The organism is Microbacterium sp. J1-1 (assembly GCF_024498615.1).
Lineage (GTDB): Bacteria > Actinomycetota > Actinomycetes > Actinomycetales > Microbacteriaceae > Microbacterium > Microbacterium aurugineum.
In genome coordinates, this window is record NZ_CP089590.1 from 3,597,197 (window position 1) to 3,615,116 (window position 17,920).

Here is a 17,920-nt window from a genome sequence, read left to right on the forward strand (position 1 = left end):
CCCCATCGAGCCGTGTGCGCGATTCGAACGCTTGTCGCGCGACTAGCATTCAGGGATGACGAGTTCCGGACCGATCGACGACATCTCCATCGGCGGTGAGGTGATCCGCCTGGGGCAGTTCCTCAAGTTCGCGGGTCTCCTCGACTCCGGCGGTGACGCCAAAGAAGTGATCATCGACGGCTACGTGACGGTCAACGGCGAGGTGGATCGCCGCCGCGGACGCCAGCTGCGCGATGGCGACCTGGTCTCATTCGAGGGCCGCACGGTCCGCGTCCGCCCCTGACGCCTCAGACCGCGACGGCGCTGATCGACGCGTGAGGTCGTGCTCCGGTCGGCACGCGGGTCTCACTGTCGATCACCGAGAAACCTGCCGCTTCCAGCAGCGCGGACATCCCGTCGACGCTCCAGTGGTGCGCGGTGGTCACGGCATGGGGGAACGGCTCACCGTCGGGGCCGTCGAAGAATCCGAGGAGCAGGGCCCCTCCGTCTTCGAGAGCCGACCGCACCGCCGTCAGGAGCGAAGGAAGCTCATCCGGGCTCGCATGGATCAACGAGTACCAGGCGAGCACGCCACGGAGCGACCCCTCCTCGAGGTCGGCCTCGGACAATGACGTGACCCGGTAAGGCACGCCCGGGTACCGGGCGGTCGCGAGGGAGATGAACTCCGGCACGAGGTCGATGCCCTCCGCCGCGTGGCCTCGCGCGGCGAGAAACGCCGTCCAGTGGCCGGGACCGCACCCCGCGTCGAGGAGGCGACCGTCGATCCCCTCCGCCCAGTTCGCGATGCGCTCGCGGTCGTCGGCATCCATCTGGTCGATGTCGCCGAAGAGTTCCGCGTACTCCCCCGCGCGGGCGGAGTAGCCCTCGCGGATGCGGCCGTCGCTCCCGGTGTTCTCCGGCATGGATGTTCGTCCCTTCACCGGATCGTCCGGATCGTCGAAACCCACGGTATCGGGCGGCTCCTAGAGCACGCTCTTCGCATTCATGAGCAGTTCCTTCCGGCTGACACGATCGGCTGCGCGAAGGGCTGCACCGAGCGACAGGAGCAGTGCAGCGAGTGTGAGTCCTCCGCCCAGCGCCGCACCGGTGACGGCGAGACCGCCGCCCCCTCCGCCCGGGGGCACGGGGGGAGCCGGAGGTGCCGCGGTGGCGACGGTGACGGTGGACTCACTCGGCGGAGGCGGCGCGACGCCGTTCGGAGGCGTCCCGTTCGCGGTCGCCACGTTCACGACACTGCCCCGGGCGATGTCGTCCGTCGTGACCGTGTAGGGCGCACCCGCGCACTCCATCATCGTCGCCGGCGGCAGCGACTCCGAGTCGCAGGTGACAGCACCGATCATCGGGTCGTCGATCGTGACGGGGTCGAGCGTCACGTTCCCGGTGTTGCGCACCTGGAAGCGGTAGTCGATCGTCTCGCCGACGTCGGCGAGGCCGTTTCCGTTCGCATCGTCGAGAGTCGCGCTCTTCACCATCTCGATTCCGGCCGTCGGGAAGTCGGTCGGCGTGGTGACGGAGTCGGTGGGTGGCTCGACCGGTTCCACCCCGTCAGGCACCGTGCCGTCAGCGGTCGCCGTGTTCACCACCCCACCGGCGAGGAGATCCGCCTCCACCACCGTGTACGGCACATCCGCGGTGCACGTCATCGACGCACCACCCGCCAACGACGTCGCCGGACACGTCACACTCCCCGCCAGAGGATCCGTGACCGTGATGTCACTCACCGTGACCGTGCCCGTGTTCATCACCACGAACGAGTAGGCGATCGTCTCACCGAGCCCGGCGAGACCGCTCGAGTCCGCGTCATCCACCTGGGCGATCTTGGTGATCGCCAGCCCCGCGCTGTCAGCAGGGGTGGGGGTCGTGACCGTGTCGGTGGGTGGCTCGATCGGTTCCACCCCGTCAGGCACCGTGCCGTCAGCGGTCGCCGTGTTCACCACCCCACCGGCGAGGAGATCCGCCTCCACCACCGTGTAGGGCACATCAGCTGTGCACGTCATCGACGCGCCACCCACCAACGACGTCGCCGGACACGTCACACTCCCCGCCAGAGGATCGGTGACCGTGATGTCACTCACCGTGACCGTGCCCGTGTTCATCACCACGAACGAGTAGGCGATCGTCTCACCGATGTCCGCGAGACCGTTCCCGTTCGTGTCGTCGATCGTCGCGTCCTTCACGATGGACAGCCCCGCCGACGCCTCGACGGTCGGGACGATAGCGGTGTCGATCGGGGGAAGGAACCCGACGTTCACCGGCGGTGTGGCCACGCCGGTCGCGGTGTTCGTCACCGCCCCGGCAAGGATGTCATCCTCCGTCACCACGTGCGTGGCAGGAGCGACACACGTGGTGGACTCGCCGACCGCGAGAGTGGTCGTGTCGCAGATCACCGTTCCGACTGTCGGGTCGCTGACCCCGACATCCACCAGGGTCACATTGCCGACGTTGGTCAGGACGAACTCGTAGCTGATGACATCGCCGATCTCGGCGATCCCGTCACCATCCGCTTCAGCGAGATTCGCGATCTTCTCCAGAGTGAGCCCCGCGTCGGGAATCGCCGTCGGAACCGTGACGGTGTCCTCCACCGGATCCGGAGGAGTCACACCCGCCGGAGGCGTCGCCGACACCGACGCCGTATTCACCACCCCACCCGCGAGGATGTCCCCCTCCGTCACCGTGTAATCCGCATCCGCCGTACACGTCACCGTCTCCCCCGGCGCGATCGACACCGGACACGTCACCGACCCCACCAGCGGATCATCCACCACCGGATCCGTCACCGTCACCGTCCCCGTATTCGTCACCGCGAACGAATACGTGACCGTCTCCCCCGGCTCCGCCAGGCCATTCCCATTCCCCTCATTCAAAACAGCGATCTTCTCCAAACCCAGACCCGCAACAGCCACCGGCGTCGGAACCGTCACCGTGTCCTCCACCGGATCCGGAGGAGTCACACCCGCCGGAGGCGTCGCCGACACCGACGCCGTATTCACCACCCCACCCGCGAGGATGTCCCCCTCCGTCACCGTGTAATCCGCATCCGCCGTACACGTCACCGTCTCCCCCGGCGCGATCGACACCGGACACGTCACCGACCCCACCAGCGGATCATCCACCACCGGATCCGTCACCGTCACCGTCCCCGTATTCGTCACCGCGAACGAATACGTGACCGTCTCCCCCGGCTCCGCCAGGCCATTCCCATTCCCCTCATTCAAAACAGCGATCTTCTCCAAACCCAGACCCGCAACAGCCACCGGCGTCGGAACCGTCACCGTGTCCTCCACCGGATCCGGAGGAGTCACACCCGCCGGCGGCGTCGCCGACACCGACGCCGTATTCACCACCCCACCCGCGAGGATGTCCGCCTCCGTCACCGTGTAATCCGCATCCGCCGTACACGTCACCGTCTCCCCCGGCGCAATCGACACCGGACACGTCACCGACCCCACCAGCGGATCATCCACCACCGGATCCGTCACCGTCACCGTCCCCGTATTCGTCACCGCGAACGAATACGTGACCGTCTCCCCCGGCTCCGCCAGGCCATTCCCATTCCCCTCATTCAAAACAGCGATCTTCGTCAAGGCGAGCGAGGCATGAGCGATCGTGATGTCGACCGTCGCCGAGGATTCATCGGTGACCTGCTCCCCGACGCTGTTCTGGGCGATCACGGTCGCCGTGTTGACGAAGCTGGTCTGCTGCGCATCCCCCGCGGTGACCGTATAGCTGCCGGTGCAAACCATCGACGAGTCCGCCCCGCCGGCCGGGCCCAACACGGTGGACGGACAGCTGACGTCCGCGATCAACGGGTCGTCGACCACGACCCCGGTGAGCTGCTCTACTCCGGTGTTGGTGACGACGAACTGGTAGGGAATCGTGTCGCCGAGCCCGTATGCCGCCGGCTGAGGATCGGTGCGGTCGACCTGCTTGACGAGGCTGATGTCGCCGAGTGGATTCACCGACATCACCTGCACATTGCGGATGAGGTGCACGTCCGTCTCTGCACCCGTCGATGCGGCGAAGCCGAACTTGTAGGTCGCCGGCGGGCGCTCGTCCATGACGTAGGAGAGGACCGTCTGGTACGCGGTCCGGGTTCCCGTGAAGTCGATCTCGACGGTCACGACAGGGAACTCATCCGGCGATACCGTCACCCGGACGTTGCGGACAGCCTCTTCGGGACCCACGGCATTGCGCAGTGTGCCCGGCAGCGTGGAGGCACCGCCGGGAGGGCCCAGTCGTGTCGACGCGAGGAAGCAATATCCTTCGTAGCCGTCGCCGGGCCCACGCAGGGTGACGGTGTTGCCGACGCGCGGCGGGGAGAGGTAGCCCGACAGGGCCGGGCACCCGACGCCACGGCCTTGATCGTCGTTGGTGTTGTACCCCCAGGCATCGAAGGCGACACCGAGGTATCCCCCCGCGACCCCCTCTTGCGATGTTCCCCCGAAGATGAACGGCGCGTAACCCAGAGATGCACCGATGCCGCCGGTGCTCGTGAGCGACCGCGAACCGTCCGAGAGGAAGAAGGAGATTCCGTCCGCACCGCTGCCGCCGTACTGCGCCTGATCGAACTCGATCGCCAGTCCGGCGTTCGCCGGGAGTGCGCGATCGAACACCATCCCGCCGTTCCGGTTCTGACTCTCATCGTTGAGTTGGAGCCATCCCGGAAGAAGCCCCGGCGTCGGGGAACCGTTCGTGAACGTGCACGGGCCCAAGTTGGAGGCTCCGGGTGGCGGCGCAGCGGTGGCCCCGGTGATGCATGCCCCATCGAGTCCGATCGCTCGGACATCGGGAACGGTTTCGCCCCCGAACGTCTCGTCCAGGAGGACCGACCCCGCAGCATACGCGGGGGACGCGAAGATCAGAGAAGCGGCGACGACGCTGACCGCGGCGAGCAAGGCGGCCACGCCTCGCTCACGTGATCGGGCTTTCACGATTCGCATCTTCACCACCGCACCAATCTCGTGTGAACAGCAGATGAGATCGACCATCCACGCGAATGCCGGTACTGCCACGACGAGACCCGCGGGTGGGTGGCCCGTGTGTCTGTGCCTCGGACAGTAGCGCGGGGAAGGGCCGGCCACAAGGCATGGTTGTCGACAGGCGTCAGGTACCACGGCACGGAGACACCGGGTCGCTCCTACGCAACGTCCCCCGAACAGCACGCAAAGCCGATCGACGCGCGATGCCAGCACCAGGCCATCGGTTTACATGTCCTACGGAGGGCGGGTTCGGGTCCTGCCCTCGACAGGGCGTCTTCGAGCCTTGTGTCGCGTCGTGCCCGCGGCACGACGTGAGGGGGCCTGCGGGAACGGGTTCCTCAGGTCCCCTCTTCTCCATGCCGGGCGAGACTCCCTCCGTATCCCCACAACTGGGGATTTACCTTCCGCGGGAAGCGCCATAGGTTGTGACCATCTCATGGTCCGGGCTGGACGACCGCCCATCTCCCCTCCCCCATGGTCGTCCAGCTCCGGCACGCGCGGGTCGACGTCGTCACACCGGCGACGACTACGTAGCGGCTGGAACCGACTACGCAATTCTCGGCCCGCGGTGTACCCCTTTCGACGCAGGCGACCACCGCGGTCACGGTTCGGCATCGAATCTTGATGCGTGCCGATTCGCGTGGGGATCATCGACAACCAGCCGGCGCTCGTGCTGGGCATCACGGTCCTGATCAACGCGCAACCGGACATGACTTTCGTCTGCTCGGCACGCAGCGTCCGCGAACTGCTCTCGGCCGGGAAGACCCTGGACGTGGTGCTGGTCGACCCCGCGATCGGGGGGCCCCTTTCGCAGCCACCTCACTGGGAAGCACTCGTGTCGCGCGGCATCGGAGTCCTGGTCTTCTCCGGCGTCTCACCGATGCTCTCCGCCGCACAGGTGCCGGGATCCGCCGGTGTGGAGAGCATGCGGAAGACCGATCCTCTCCACCGGGTCATCGCCGGTATCCGTGCGACCCAGCGGAACCGTTCAGCAGCGCGGGAGCTCGACTCGAGCACGAGGACTCCGCTCTTCGCACCCGAGGTCGCGTTGTCTCCCCGGGAACGTGAGGTGCTGGAGCTGTACGCCACCGGATACACGGCGGCGCAGGTGGGTGAGGCGCTGGGCATCAGCCGGAACACGGTCGTGGATCACATCAAAGGCATCCGCCGGAAGTACGTGACCGCAGGTCGACCGGCCTTCACGAAGGTGGATCTCTTCCGGCGCGCCATCGAAGACGGCCTCGTACCGGACGGCAGCGTCTGACGACCCCTTCCGGCCGCAGTGCGCCCGGGGGAAGAGCGGCGACGGTGGCTGGTGGCCTTGCTCCCCACGGCAAGGCCACCACACCGAGGCGCCTCCCCACGGCGCCACTCCGACGGCGGCCCCCCAGCCGCGCGTCGGAGCACTGACGGGCGTCCCCGTCTCCCCCAGTCACAACATCACCAGTTCGAGCGCGACCTTGTTCCAAGAACCGTTCGACTTAAGTAGAAGGTGCGACGGAATTCCGCATAGGAGCAGAAGCTCACCCTCTCAGTGAGTACCGTCGGCTCCGGAGAGTCCGTTTGAGAGACGACAGAGCGGCGTGCCACGTCGGTAGACATGGCACGCCGCTCTGTGACGTGATCAGGCGGTTGTTACGCCTCGATCACCGGGCGCTTCATCCGTCGCGCGAAGAGGAGCACTCCTCCCGCGACCACGAGCAGCGCAGCCGCGCCGCCGATGATGCCCAGGCTGCTTCCACCCGTCGACGCGAGGTACGTAGCCTCGTCAGCGGGGGTGGTCACATCGCTCTCGGGCGGATCGATCGGCTCGACGTTGTCGGGGACCTCGGCGTAGCCGGTCGCGGCGTTGTACACCTGACCGTCCTCCACGTCCTGCTCCGTGACGGTGTACCCCTTCACGGCGTGACAGGTCATGGACTCGCCGGGCGCGAGCGCCGTCTGCGGGCACTCGACCGCGATACCGGCGTCAGTCAGCATCGGGTCGTCGACGAAGACATCTGTCAACTCAGCGGTACCGGTACTGGTGAGGTCGAAAGAGTAGTCGATCGTCTCACCGGCGTCAGCCCAGCCGTTGCCGTTGGTGTCGTTGAGCTGCGCAGACTTGACGAGCTCAAGGCCAGCCACGAGCGGCTCGAGCGGGATGACGACCTCGTCGGGCGGGCTGACCGGGTCTTCCGGGTCACCCGGGGTCCCCGGAGGAACGGCGCCCGTCGCCGTTGCGACGTTGTGGATCTCGCCGGCGAGGGCGTCGACCTGCGTGATGGTGTAGTTCTCCGACTCGCACACCGCGGACTCACCAGCGGCCAGCGAGGTCGGACCACACGTGATCGCGACACCCAGCTCGTCCAACAGCGGGTCCACGACACGGACATCGTCCAGCGGCACGTTGCCGGTGTTGGTGACGGCGAAGGTCCACTTCACGACGTCGCCCGGGTCGTTGATCCCGTTGTCGTTCGCGTCGTCGACCAGGACGTAGTCCTTCTCCAGCGCGATGGCCGGAGTCGGGGTCGGCTCGGTCGGGACGACGACCTCATCGGGCGGGCTCACCGGGTCTCCCGGGTCACCCGGAGTACCCGGCGTGACGTTACCGGTCGCGGTGGCGACGTTGTAGATCTCACCGGCCTCGGCGTCAGCCTCGGTGATGGTGTAGTCCTCCGAACGGCACGTCGCAGACTCGCCTGCGGCCAGCGACGTCGGATCACACGTGATCGCGAGACCCAGCTCATCGAGCAGCGGGTCATCGACGACGACGTTCTCCAACGCGACATTGCCGGTGTTGGTGACTTCGAACGTCCAGGCGATCACGTCGCCCGGGTCGTTGATCCCGTTGCCGTTCGCGTCATCGACCACGACGTAGTCCTTGTCGAGCGCGATTCCCGGAGCCGGGGTCGGCTCGGTCGGGATGATGACCTCATCGGGCGGGCTCACCGGGTCACCCGGGTCACCCGGGGTCTCCGGAGGAACCGTTCCGGTTGCGGTGGCGACGTTGTAGATCTCACCGGCTTCTGCGTCGGCCTGAGTGATCGTGTAGTTCTCCGACTCACACACCGCAGACTCGCCAGCGGCAAGGGAGGTCGGGTCACACGTGATCGCGACACCCAGCTCGTCGAGCAGCGGGTCCAGGACACGGACATCGTCCAGCGGCACGTTGCCGGTGTTGGTGACGGCGAAGGTCCACTTCACGACGTCACCCGGATCGTTGATTCCGTTGTCGTTCGCGTCGTCGACGAGGACGTAGTCCTTGTCAAGCGACAGCGCGGGAGTCGGAGTCGGTTCGGTCGGGATGATGACCTCGTCCGGAGGGCTCACCGGGTCTTCGGGGTCGCCCGGGGTACCCGGCGTGACACCACCCGTTGCGGTCGCCACGTTCAGGATCTCACCGGCTTCCACGTCGGCCTCAGTGATGGTGTAGTCGCCCGAGCGGCACAGCACCGACTCACCAGGAGCCAGAGGAGCGGGGTCGCAGGTCACGGCGATTCCGAGATCCTGCAGGAGAGGGTCATCCACGACGACGTTCTCCAACGCGACGTTGCCGGTGTTGGTGACATCGAACGTCCACGCGATCACATCGCCCGCGTCGTTGATCCCGTTGCCGTTCGCGTCCTCGACGACGACGTAGTCCTTGTCGAGCGCGATTCCCGGAGCCGGGGTCGGCTCGGTCGGGATGATGACCTCGTCCGGAGGGCTCACCGGGTCTCCCGGGTCACCCGGGGTGCCCGGAGTCACGTTGCCCGTCGCCGTCGCCACGTTGTAGATCTCACCGGCATCCGCGTCGGCCTGAGTGATCGTGTAGTTCTCCGACTCACACACCGCGAACGCGCCGGCGGCCAGGGAGGTCGGGTCACACGTGATCGCGACACCCAGCTCATCGAGCAGCGGGTCCAGGACACGCACATCATCCAACGACACGTTGCCAGCGTTAGTGATGACGAACGTCCACTTCACGACATCACCCGGGTCGTTGATCCCGTTGCCGTTCACGTCATCGACGACGACGTAGTCCTTGTCAAGCGTGATCGCAGCATCCGGCGTGGCGAAGACGACGAGGTCGACCGAGACACTGGCCATCTTCACGAGGGAGAGGTTGTCCACGGCGAAGTCGTTGCCGAAGCCGCCGGCCGCGTAGTTGCGCAGTCCGATCGTCGCGGTTCCCAGCGAGTCGGCGACGAACGTGCCGACGTTCTGTCCCCAGACGACATCCTGGTTCAGGCAGGAGCTCTGCTTCGCGATCGGGAGGGACGAGCCGATGTTCTTCGTCTCTTCGCTGTCGGTCACGTAGAACGCGGACTGCACCGGCAGCACGTTGCCCGCGCTGTAACTGATGTTCGTCACATGACCCTTGACCGTGTAGGTGGCGCCGGGCTCCAGGCCATTGACCGTCGTGGAAATGAGGTCGTGGGGCGTGGGGAACGACATCGATCCGTTCATCATCAACACCTTGCCCGAACCGGCGGACTGCTCGGTGGTGACCTGAGTGAGGTTCGTGGCCGGGCTCCTCATCGGATCCGCACCGCAGATCACGTCGCTGGAAGTCGCGCCGGTGTTGGGGAGTGCGTCGTCAATCGACCGGACATCAGCCCAAAGGTTGTTGTAGCGATCCGCATCCGGACCACCGAAGTCGGTCGTCGGCCAGATCGTGTACTGCCCGTCGCAGGGTCCGTAGTACGGCGTCACAGGGTTGCACCCCTCCGTCTCGTGGACCGTCGAGGGGTCGTCCCAGGCGTAGATCGTGTTCGCTGGGATCTGCGGCATCGACTCACCGAGGTAGTCGAACGTCCCGTTGTCGAAGTCGGTGACGAGGTTCGGGCCGTTGGTGTCTCGCGCGATCTTCACACCGGACAGGGTGCCGACGTAGTCGGCAGGGGCGACGACGCGCAGCTCGCTGTGCGTACGCGGAATGGAATAGATCAGCGGATCGGGCGAGACCACCTCAGCCGCCCCGCCGTCGAGGACGACCGACCAGCCGGTCGGGATTCCCGACACCTGGTAGGAGTCGAAATCTGCGCCACTGAGATTGTCGTCAGTGATCGTCAGCGTGAAGCCGTCGGCATCCGCTTCGACGACCTGGTTCGGGGAGACGTCGACCGTCAGGCCGTCCTCCCCCACGACCGTGGCGGCGAAACTCGGAGGGACGACGACGAGACTCGTGAGCACGGCAATCGTGCCCGCGAGAATCGTCGACAATAAGTATCGGGTTCGTGGTTTTCGTGATCCCATGGAGAAGGTACCTTTCGTGCAGGGAAGCTTTTCGGCGCGCGGGAAAGAGAGCGCGCCAGGTTTCGGCGCGCTGGAACAGACAACGCCGCATGCAAGTAGACGGGTCAACGCGCTGAGCGATCGACGATCCGGCCCGAGAGCAGTACCCGAATGAGGACAGCTCCGTGCCCGGGCGCCTACTCCCCGTATGCGGCTCCGTGTCGCTACGCGCTCTATCCGTAGCCGGACGGCTGGGGTTCCGCGTTCGCCGAGCGAGAGCATGACACGGGCGGGGAACCGTCAGGATGGGCCGCGGAAGACCGCCCGTGTCACATCACCTCGGCGGGCGCCGACGGCGATCCAACAGTGTTGGGCATCTCCAAGGTAGGCCCGGAGGGAGGCCACGGACGGTGCCGTACCGAGAGTGCCGTAGCCCCGCGCACAGGTTGCGTAGGTCGCGGCGAGGAGGCCGTAGTCGCTGCGGAGCGTGAATCGGATGCGCTCTCCCACAGTCTTGAGATAGCAGTACCGAGTAGACACGAAAAACGCACCTAAGTCGTCGGCGGAGTACGCAAAACACCACGTTCCACCGCGCACGGACTGCGTGCGCGCCCGGACAGGTCCCTCTCGTACTGAAAGGTGTCCCTGGGCCAGCTCCCCCCGTGCGTGATCGCTCAACGACGATCGCGAACCCGCATGGAAACAGAATCCGACTCGGTAGCGCCGTTGTCATCTCATCCTGATCCGCGCGCGCCGCGGACGGCTGCGCGGCCGAACCCCACAGGAACACGGACTTCCGTCGCGCAGGGATCAGGTCTAGTTTTCGGTTAGGAGTGTCCGCGTGAGGAAGCGGGGTCGTGCCATGGTCATCGGTCGGGAGCAGAGCCTGACCGCCGCGCTGGATCTGGTGCATGCCGGCGTCAGCGTAGACGTCGTCGGCGGACGAGGCAGCGGCCGCAGCGCCTTCCTGAGGGCACTCCGCGCTCGGCTGGAAGAGGGCGAGTGGAAGGTCATCCAGGTTCGGGGCGTCGCCTCGCTGCGTCAGCATCCGCTCGCCGCACTGCACCTCGCCGGCATTCCCCCCACGGGGACGCAGCGCACGACGAGTGGGCTCCACGAGACGGCCGAAGCTCTGCGACATGCTCTGCGGTTGCCTCGCTCCGTGCTGTTCCTCGACGATTGGGACGACCTGGATGAATCGTCCTGGGGCGTCGCCGAGGCCGTTCGTCGCTCGAGCGGCATCCCCATCGTCCTCTCCCGGCTGCAGGGGCTGCGTGCGCGCCACACCCCGACCGGCCTCGCCGCCTCCACTCTGGAACCCTCCTATGTGATCGACATGTCTCCTCTGCGCTTCGAGGAGATGGAGAAGGCGCTGGAGCATTACCTCAAGGGGCCCATCGAGGCGGCGACCATGAGCCGTATCTTCGCGAAGTCCGGGGGCAACATCGGGCTGGCGTTGAGCCTCGTCGACGCCTGCATCCGCGAGCAGAGGATCACGCTCCGCGGAGGCAAGGAGTGGGTCGCCACCCGTGACCTCTGGAGTTCGGGCCTCCGCGCCGTCCTCGAAGCGCACCTCGAGGATCTGGACGATGCCGCCCGGGACGCGATCGAGATCATCGCCATCGTCGGCGTGGCCGACATCGAGACCGTGCGCAAGCTCATCGACTGGGGCACGCTGGAGCTGCTCGAGGAACGTCGCATGATCACGTTCATCTCCAGTGGCGCGCGGCAGCTCGTGACCGTCGTGCCCCCGCTCATCGTGGAGTTCTTCCGCCACGAGCCGCTGACCGCGCGACGCACCCGACTCACCGCCCTGATCGTCGAGCGCCTCGGCACGGCCGGATCCGCCTCGGCGATCCTCGCCGAACGTGAGAATCGCCAGCCAGCGTTCGGGACGCAGGAGGCGCTGTTCGTCCGCTTGCTCCAGGAGCGCGCCCGGGCGCGCAGGATCGTGACGGCTTCCGAATGGGAGGCGAACCCCTCGGCGAGCAGCGCCGTGCGGTATCTGCGTGCACTGATGCACACGCACACCCCGACCGTCACCGAGACCGTCCGCCACGTCTTCGACACCACCGACGCGAGCAACGGAGACGTTGCCGGACGCGCTGACTTCGAGAGCCTGCGGGCGGAGTGGACCGCCTACGTCGACCACGATCTGGACGGTGCTCAGCGACGTCTGAGCGAGGCTTCGATCACGCTCGGTCCCTACGCCCGGATGCTCGACGCCGTCGACGTCCGCCTCCAGGCCAACCTCACACGCATCCCGGACGACTTCGGCGCACGGCTCGAGGTCACCGACGACCTCCCCGACGATGTGAAGCTGCAGCTGTGGGAGACGCAGATGCTGGTGCTCGTCTCCACGGGTCGGTTCAGCGACGCGCTCAGGGTGCACGTTGCCACGGAGACGGTCGAGCGCCCACGAGACGCTTACATGATCCGCGTCCTGCACGGCCTCGCCCTGCTCGGGATCGGATCGCATCGTGCCGCGCTCGAGACCCTCCAGCAAGGGTTCGACGAGGCGCACGGGTATCTCGACATCGATGCACTCCGCGCGTTCGGCGCCGCGGTGATCCTCGTGCAGCTCCTCGCGGGTGACTACGCCGCCGTGGACGAGATCGTGGAGACGGTGTTCGCCGCCGGTGAGCCCTCGCCGCTGCCTCCCGGCGTTCAACTCTCGCTCTTGACCATCGCGTCCGTCGTGGCGATCCGACGCGGACAACTGAGCCTGGGAGAGAAGATCGCCCAGGAGATCAACGGCTCCTCCATTCTCGACGGGCCGCTGCCCGGCCAGACCCACGCCTGGCCTCGCGCGCAGCTCCTGGCTTTTGACGGGAAGGTGCAGGCGGCCGCGGATGACATGTGGGCGTCGTCGCAGTCGCTGTGGGACCGTGGCGCACGGTTCGCCGCAGTGCTCGGCATGCTGTCCTCGCTCGAGCTCGCCCCCGTCGGGGAGCGCCTCGCGGTCGCCCGTCGCGCGCTCGACGAACTCCCGGACGCCCGCCTGCTTCAGGCGCACGGCGACTACGTCTCCGCCCTCGCCGAGGGCGACCCGGTCACGATGCTCGCGTGCGTGGAAGAGCTCGAGCGGGTGGGGCTCGTCGGACTCGCCCTCTCGGCGTGCCAGATCGCGCGCACCACCGCGCTCGAGAAGGGCGATGACCCCACACGCCGGGCTGCAGACAGCGCGGCGCACGCGATTCGTGCCGCTCATGGAGACCGGGCCTTCGACACGGCCAGGTTCGGGGCCGCGGCCGTCACCCTCACAGATCGCGAGCGCGAGGTCGGCAGATTCGCCGCGATGGGTCTCTCCAACCAGGAGATCGCCACGCGCCTCGTGCTCAGCGTGCGTACGGTCGAGAGTCACATGCATCGCATCATGCGCAAGCTCGACGTGTCGAACCGGAAAGCGCTCGCGCAGCACGTCGAGGTCCTGTCTTAGCTCTCCGTAGAGAGAACGCACCGCGGAGTTCCGCCCCTCCGGACCACGGAGCGGGCTGCCGTCATCACTGAATCGGGGGCGTGAGGCTACGCGACCTTTGTGGCGACCGGTACCCGCAGACCGCTCCGTGACGATACTGGTCAGCTGCCCTTCTCGTCCGGAGCCACGACCATGCCGCATCCCCCCTCTCGCCCGCTCACCCGATCCTCGAGGTCACGCCGAGCGCTTCGCCCGCGCACCCAGTTCGCGGGGATGCTCCTGGCTGTGGGCGCGGCGGCGCTCGTCGCCGTGGTCTTCGCTCCCTCCGAGGTCGAGCGCGTCTACGGCGAGACGAAGATCGCGATCGCCACGGTTCAGACCCAGGCCAGCGGAGCACTCCCCCACATCACGCTCGGCACCTCGGGCGACGAGAGGGAATTGGACCGGTGCGATGGCACGTTCACCGAGATGGTCCGCTATGAGAACCCCGGCACCGTGCCCACGTGGGCTGCCCACAACAACTGCGGTGGGGACGTGATCCTCCCGTGGGAGGTGGGCCAGCAGCTCTCCATCGACGGAGTCACCTATGCCGTGGTGGATGTCCGGATGCTGCCGAAGCGCGTCGCGACCTCGGACGACCTCATCGGCATACAGGGCGAACTCACCCTGCAGAGCTGCCTCTACGGCCAGCAGATGATGAAGTTCGTCGGAGTGGAGAAGGTCTCAGCGACCGCGAGTCGCTGAGACGGCGGCTACTCGGCTCACACGTCGACTACCGCCGATCACGTCATCGGCGCGCGCGGTTTCGTCTCGAAGACACGGAGAACCACGCGAGGAGCACGGCATCGGATGCATCCTGCGCCGACGGGGAAGTCTCGCCACGTAGCTTTGCTGAGTTCCTTGCGCTGCGCCCTGAAACCCGAAGGGCTGCGCAACTCAAACTCAACCATGAAGGTAAAAGCAGATCATGTCAACATCCACAATGTCGAACGGTTCCAGTAGCGCAGCCCCCGCGCAGGGACTGCGCTCCAAGGCGATCGGACTGGCGAGCTTCGTCACCGGAATCGTCTCCTTCCTTGCCGGCTTCACACTTCTCGTGCCGCTCGCGGGCCTGATCGCCGGTTTCATCGCGCTTCGCCGCGAACCTGCCAGCAAGAAGTTCGCGACCTGGGGAATCATCCTCAACGCGGTGGCGCTCGTCGGTGGTGCGATCGTCGCCATCGGGTTCATCGTGGTGTTCTGGGGCAGTGGCCTCGAAGCCGTGTTCCCCAACTGAATCAGCATCGTCGATAGCTGAACCAGCACCCCATCGGTCGTCGCCGAGGCCCCCACGCCCGGCGGCGACCGATCGCTATATAGAGGGGCTGCGCGCTGAAACGTATTGACATTTTTCGATGCATGCGAGATCGTCTATGCATCGAAGTTTTTCAATGTGACGTCGCAGTCGGCGTCAGGAGGGGAGAGGTCGGCGTGGATCCGCAGTTCGCTTTCGAGGTTCATCAGCGTCACGAGGTGGAACTCAACCGGAGACTGGAGTACGAACGCGTCGCCCTGGAGAGGCTCGACGCAACCGGCCCGTCACCGCGGAGGAGTCGTGGTGCCCTGTTCCGCGGTCTGCGCGAGGCATACCGCGCGGCTCGCGCCTCCACCCAGACACCTGCCGTCTGCTGCGCCAACGCGGTGGCCTGCGCGTGAGCCCCGAGCGACCGATGTCCAGCACCCCCTCTGCCCAACCACGGATGAGGGCCATCGTGCTCGATCGCTTCGGCGGCGTCGATGAGCTCGTCCCTCGGACGATCGACGTTCCGATCGTGGGCGAGTCCGATGTTCTGATCAAGGTGTCCGTGGCGGGGGTGGCCTCCTGGGACGCCGTGGAGCGTCAGGGGGAATATGAGGATGCGTTCGGTATCGCCTCGACCTTCCCTTACGTACTCGGTTGGGATGCCGCCGGCACGATCGCCGCCGTCGGCAGCGCAGTCACACGCTTCGCGGTCGGCGATCGCGTCTACGCCGCCTCGATGCCCGTGCCGCGCGGAGGGTTCTACGCCGAGTACGGGGTCGTCGCCGAGGAGCACGTCGCCCACGTCCCCGAGCGCCTGTCGATGACCGAGGCCGGCGTGATGGCGTGGGATGCCCTGACCGCCCTGAGCGGAATCGATCTGCTCGATCTCGCGCCCGGTCAGACGCTGATGGTGTTCGGCGCGAGCGGGGGCATGGGACACATGGTCGTGCAACTGGCGCAGCAGCGCGGCATCCGGGTCCTTGCCGTCTCCTCCGGCGCCGACGGCGTTGCTCTGTCCCGAAGCTACGGCGCCGCGGCCGTCGTCGACGGCCGCTCGCATGACGTCGTGGCAGCGGCGGAGGCTTTCGCGCCGAACGGGCTCGATGCGGCGTTCGTCACCGTCGGCGGACCGGTGCTGGAGCAGGCGCTTCGCGCGATGCACCCTTCAGGACGCGTGGTCTGGCCCCACGGCGTTCACCCGCTGCCCGCGACACCACCCGCCGTGCCGATCCTCCACTTCGACGGTGACCGGAGCCGTGCCGCCCTCGAACGACTCAACTCCCTCATCGACGCCGGCACGTTCACACCGCACGTCGCGCAACGGTTCACCTTCACTCGTGTGCAAGACGCCCACCGTGCGCTCCGCGAACACTATGTCGGGAAGCTGGCCCTCGACGTCGCGGGCGACGATGCGGAACCTACAGTCAGTTGAAGTCGCCGCCGGGAGCCATGTCGGCGAAGCGTGAGTAGTGACCCTGGAACGCGACGGTGATCGTGGCGGTCGGGCCGTTGCGGTGCTTGGCGACGATCAGGTCGGCTTCACCGGGTCGCACGTCTTTGTCGTAGACGGAGTCGCGGTGCAGCAGGATGACCATGTCGGCGTCTTGCTCGATCGAGCCCGACTCTCTCAGGTCGCTGATCGCGGGCTTCTTGTCGGTGCGCTGCTCGGGGCCACGGTTCAGTTGCGACAGGGCGATGACCGGAACCTGGAGTTCTTTGGCGATGAGCTTCAGACTTCGCGAGAACTCCGAGACCTCCTGCTGACGCGACTCGACGCGCTTGCCCGACGTCATCAGCTGCAGGTAGTCGATGATGACCATGCGCAGCCCCTCGCGCTGCTTGAGGCGACGGCACTTGGCGCGGATCTCGACGAGCGTCATGTTGGGGCTGTCGTCGATGTAGAGCGGCGCGTCGTTGATGCGTCCGCGGGTCGCAGCGACAGTGGTCCAGTCGCGGGGGTCGAGGTTTCCCTTGCGCATGTTCTGCAGCGGGATCGCACCCTCGGCGCTGAGCAGACGCATCGCGATCTCGCTCTTGCCCATCTCGAGGGAGAAGAAGACGGAAGGAAGGTCATGGCCGATGGAGGCCGCACGCGCGAAGTCGAGCGCCAGCGTCGACTTACCCATGGCGGGTCGCGCGGCGACGACGATCATCTGACCGCCGTGCAGACCGTTCGTGAGTTCGTCGAGTTCCTTGAACCCGGTCGGGACACCGGTCATCGAACCGTCACGTCCGCTCGCTGCCTCGATCTCTTCGAGCGCGGCATCGACGGCGATCTGCAGGGGGACGTAATCTTCCGCGGTCTCGGATCCGGTGATCGAGTAGATCTCGGCCTGCGCGTTGTTGACGAGGTCGGTCGCGTCACCTTCGCCCGCGTAGCCCAGCTGCACGATGCGGGTGCCGGCGTCGACGAGTCGGCGCAGGATCGCTCGCTCCGAGACGATGCCGGCGTAGTAGCCCGCATTCGCCGCGGTGGGGACGATCGAGGTCAGGGTGTGGAGGTAGTCGGCACCGCCGGCGCGACCGAGCTCGCCCGTCTTGATGAGCTCGTCGGTGACGGCCACGACATCGGTGGGCTCGCCGTGCGAGTACAACGAGAGGATGGCCTCGAAGATCAACTCGTGCTTCGGGATGTAGAAGTCGGCGCCCTTCAGCGTCTCGATCACATCGGCGACCGCGTCCTTCGACAGGAGCATTCCGCCCAGAGCACTCTGCTCGGCGAGAAGGTCGTGGGGAGGCGTGCGCTCCGGCCCGCGCGACGAGCCCATGCGCTCCTCTGAGATGTCGGCGATCGACACAGTCTTCCCTTCGATGCGACGTTTCCGATGCGATGCCCTGATGAGGCGTCTCGACGGCTGAGCCGTCTGATCCTCGACCGTCACGCCGTCCTGCACAGCGAAACAGGTGCCTCCGACATTCGGTCGCTCGCTCACGCTACGAGCGACTCTTTCCCCATGCAACACGGCCTGTGGATAACCATGTGGAAAGCGTGCGGACAAAGTCGGAGTGTCTGTGCACAACAGGTGTGGATAACCCCGTGGA

At 66.5% G+C, this 17,920-nt stretch carries 11 protein-coding genes; 7 read left to right on the plus strand and 4 right to left on the minus strand.

The features are described 5' to 3' along the window. Window positions 1–55: 55 nt before the first annotated feature. Window positions 56–283, plus strand: a complete 228-nt coding sequence (locus LRQ07_RS17510; RefSeq protein WP_131493235.1) for an RNA-binding S4 domain-containing protein — start codon at window positions 56–58, stop codon at window positions 281–283. A gap of 4 nt (window positions 284–287) precedes the next feature. On the opposite strand, the gene LRQ07_RS17515 is transcribed toward LRQ07_RS17510, so the two are convergent. Beyond that, the gene (locus LRQ07_RS17515; RefSeq protein WP_256535367.1) at window positions 288–902 is read right to left on the minus strand and encodes a class I SAM-dependent methyltransferase; all 615 of its coding nucleotides are present in this window, start codon (window positions 900–902) and stop codon (window positions 288–290) included. Between the two features lie 60 nt (window positions 903–962). Then, window positions 963–4,931 carry a lectin-like domain-containing protein gene (locus LRQ07_RS18505; protein ID WP_264760417.1) on the minus strand — a complete coding sequence of 1,323 codons (3,969 nt, stop codon included), beginning with the start codon at window positions 4,929–4,931 and terminating at the stop codon, window positions 963–965. A gap of 676 nt (window positions 4,932–5,607) precedes the next feature. Between LRQ07_RS18505 and LRQ07_RS17545 the strand changes: the two genes are divergently transcribed. Further along, window positions 5,608–6,243, plus strand: coding sequence for a response regulator transcription factor (locus tag LRQ07_RS17545; RefSeq protein WP_256535368.1), 636 nt, complete (start codon window positions 5,608–5,610; stop codon window positions 6,241–6,243). Window positions 6,244–6,614: 371 nt separating this feature from the next. Here LRQ07_RS17545 and LRQ07_RS17550 read toward each other — a convergent pair whose 3' ends face one another. Continuing rightward, entirely contained in the window at window positions 6,615–10,136 is a 3,522-nt protein-coding gene (locus tag LRQ07_RS17550; protein ID WP_256535369.1) for a hypothetical protein, read from the minus strand. An 883-nt stretch (window positions 10,137–11,019) separates the two neighbouring features. On the opposite strand from LRQ07_RS17550, the gene LRQ07_RS17555 reads away from it, so the two are divergent. From LRQ07_RS17555 to LRQ07_RS17575, 5 genes are all read left to right on the plus strand, one after another. Continuing rightward, a complete protein-coding gene (locus LRQ07_RS17555; RefSeq protein WP_256535370.1) occupies window positions 11,020–13,617 on the plus strand; it encodes a helix-turn-helix transcriptional regulator in 2,598 nt (865 codons plus the stop codon). 252 nt (window positions 13,618–13,869) lie between these two features. Further along, the gene (locus LRQ07_RS17560; protein ID WP_256535372.1) at window positions 13,870–14,340 is read left to right on the plus strand and encodes a hypothetical protein; all 471 of its coding nucleotides are present in this window, start codon (window positions 13,870–13,872) and stop codon (window positions 14,338–14,340) included. Between the two features lie 223 nt (window positions 14,341–14,563). After that, complete coding sequence (locus LRQ07_RS17565) at window positions 14,564–14,872, plus strand: hypothetical protein (protein ID WP_232763122.1); 309 nt, start codon at window positions 14,564–14,566, stop codon at window positions 14,870–14,872. A 194-nt stretch (window positions 14,873–15,066) separates the two neighbouring features. Next, entirely contained in the window at window positions 15,067–15,291 is a 225-nt protein-coding gene (locus LRQ07_RS17570; protein WP_232763121.1) for a hypothetical protein, read from the plus strand. 56 nt (window positions 15,292–15,347) lie between these two features. After that, a complete protein-coding gene (locus LRQ07_RS17575; RefSeq protein ID WP_256535373.1) occupies window positions 15,348–16,310 on the plus strand; it encodes a quinone oxidoreductase family protein in 963 nt (320 codons plus the stop codon). Here LRQ07_RS17575 and dnaB read toward each other — a convergent pair. Further along, window positions 16,303–17,676, minus strand: coding sequence for a replicative DNA helicase (gene dnaB / locus LRQ07_RS17580; RefSeq protein ID WP_131493208.1), 1,374 nt, complete (start codon window positions 17,674–17,676; stop codon window positions 16,303–16,305). The two genes, LRQ07_RS17575 and dnaB, sit on opposite strands and share 8 nt — an antisense overlap. Between the last annotated feature and the right edge of the window lie 244 nt (window positions 17,677–17,920).

Excerpts from the sequence above, each read along its gene's own strand:
- LRQ07_RS17515 (WP_256535367.1), bottom strand. The coding sequence starts at position 902 with ATGCCGGAGAACACCGGGAGCGACGGCCGCATCCGCGAGGGCTACTCC.
- LRQ07_RS17510 (WP_131493235.1), top strand. The coding sequence starts at position 56 with ATGACGAGTTCCGGACCGATCGACGACATCTCCATCGGCGGTGAGGTG.
- LRQ07_RS17560 (WP_256535372.1), top strand. The coding sequence starts at position 13,870 with ATGCTCCTGGCTGTGGGCGCGGCGGCGCTCGTCGCCGTGGTCTTCGCT.
- LRQ07_RS17565 (WP_232763122.1), top strand. The coding sequence starts at position 14,564 with ATGTCAACATCCACAATGTCGAACGGTTCCAGTAGCGCAGCCCCCGCG.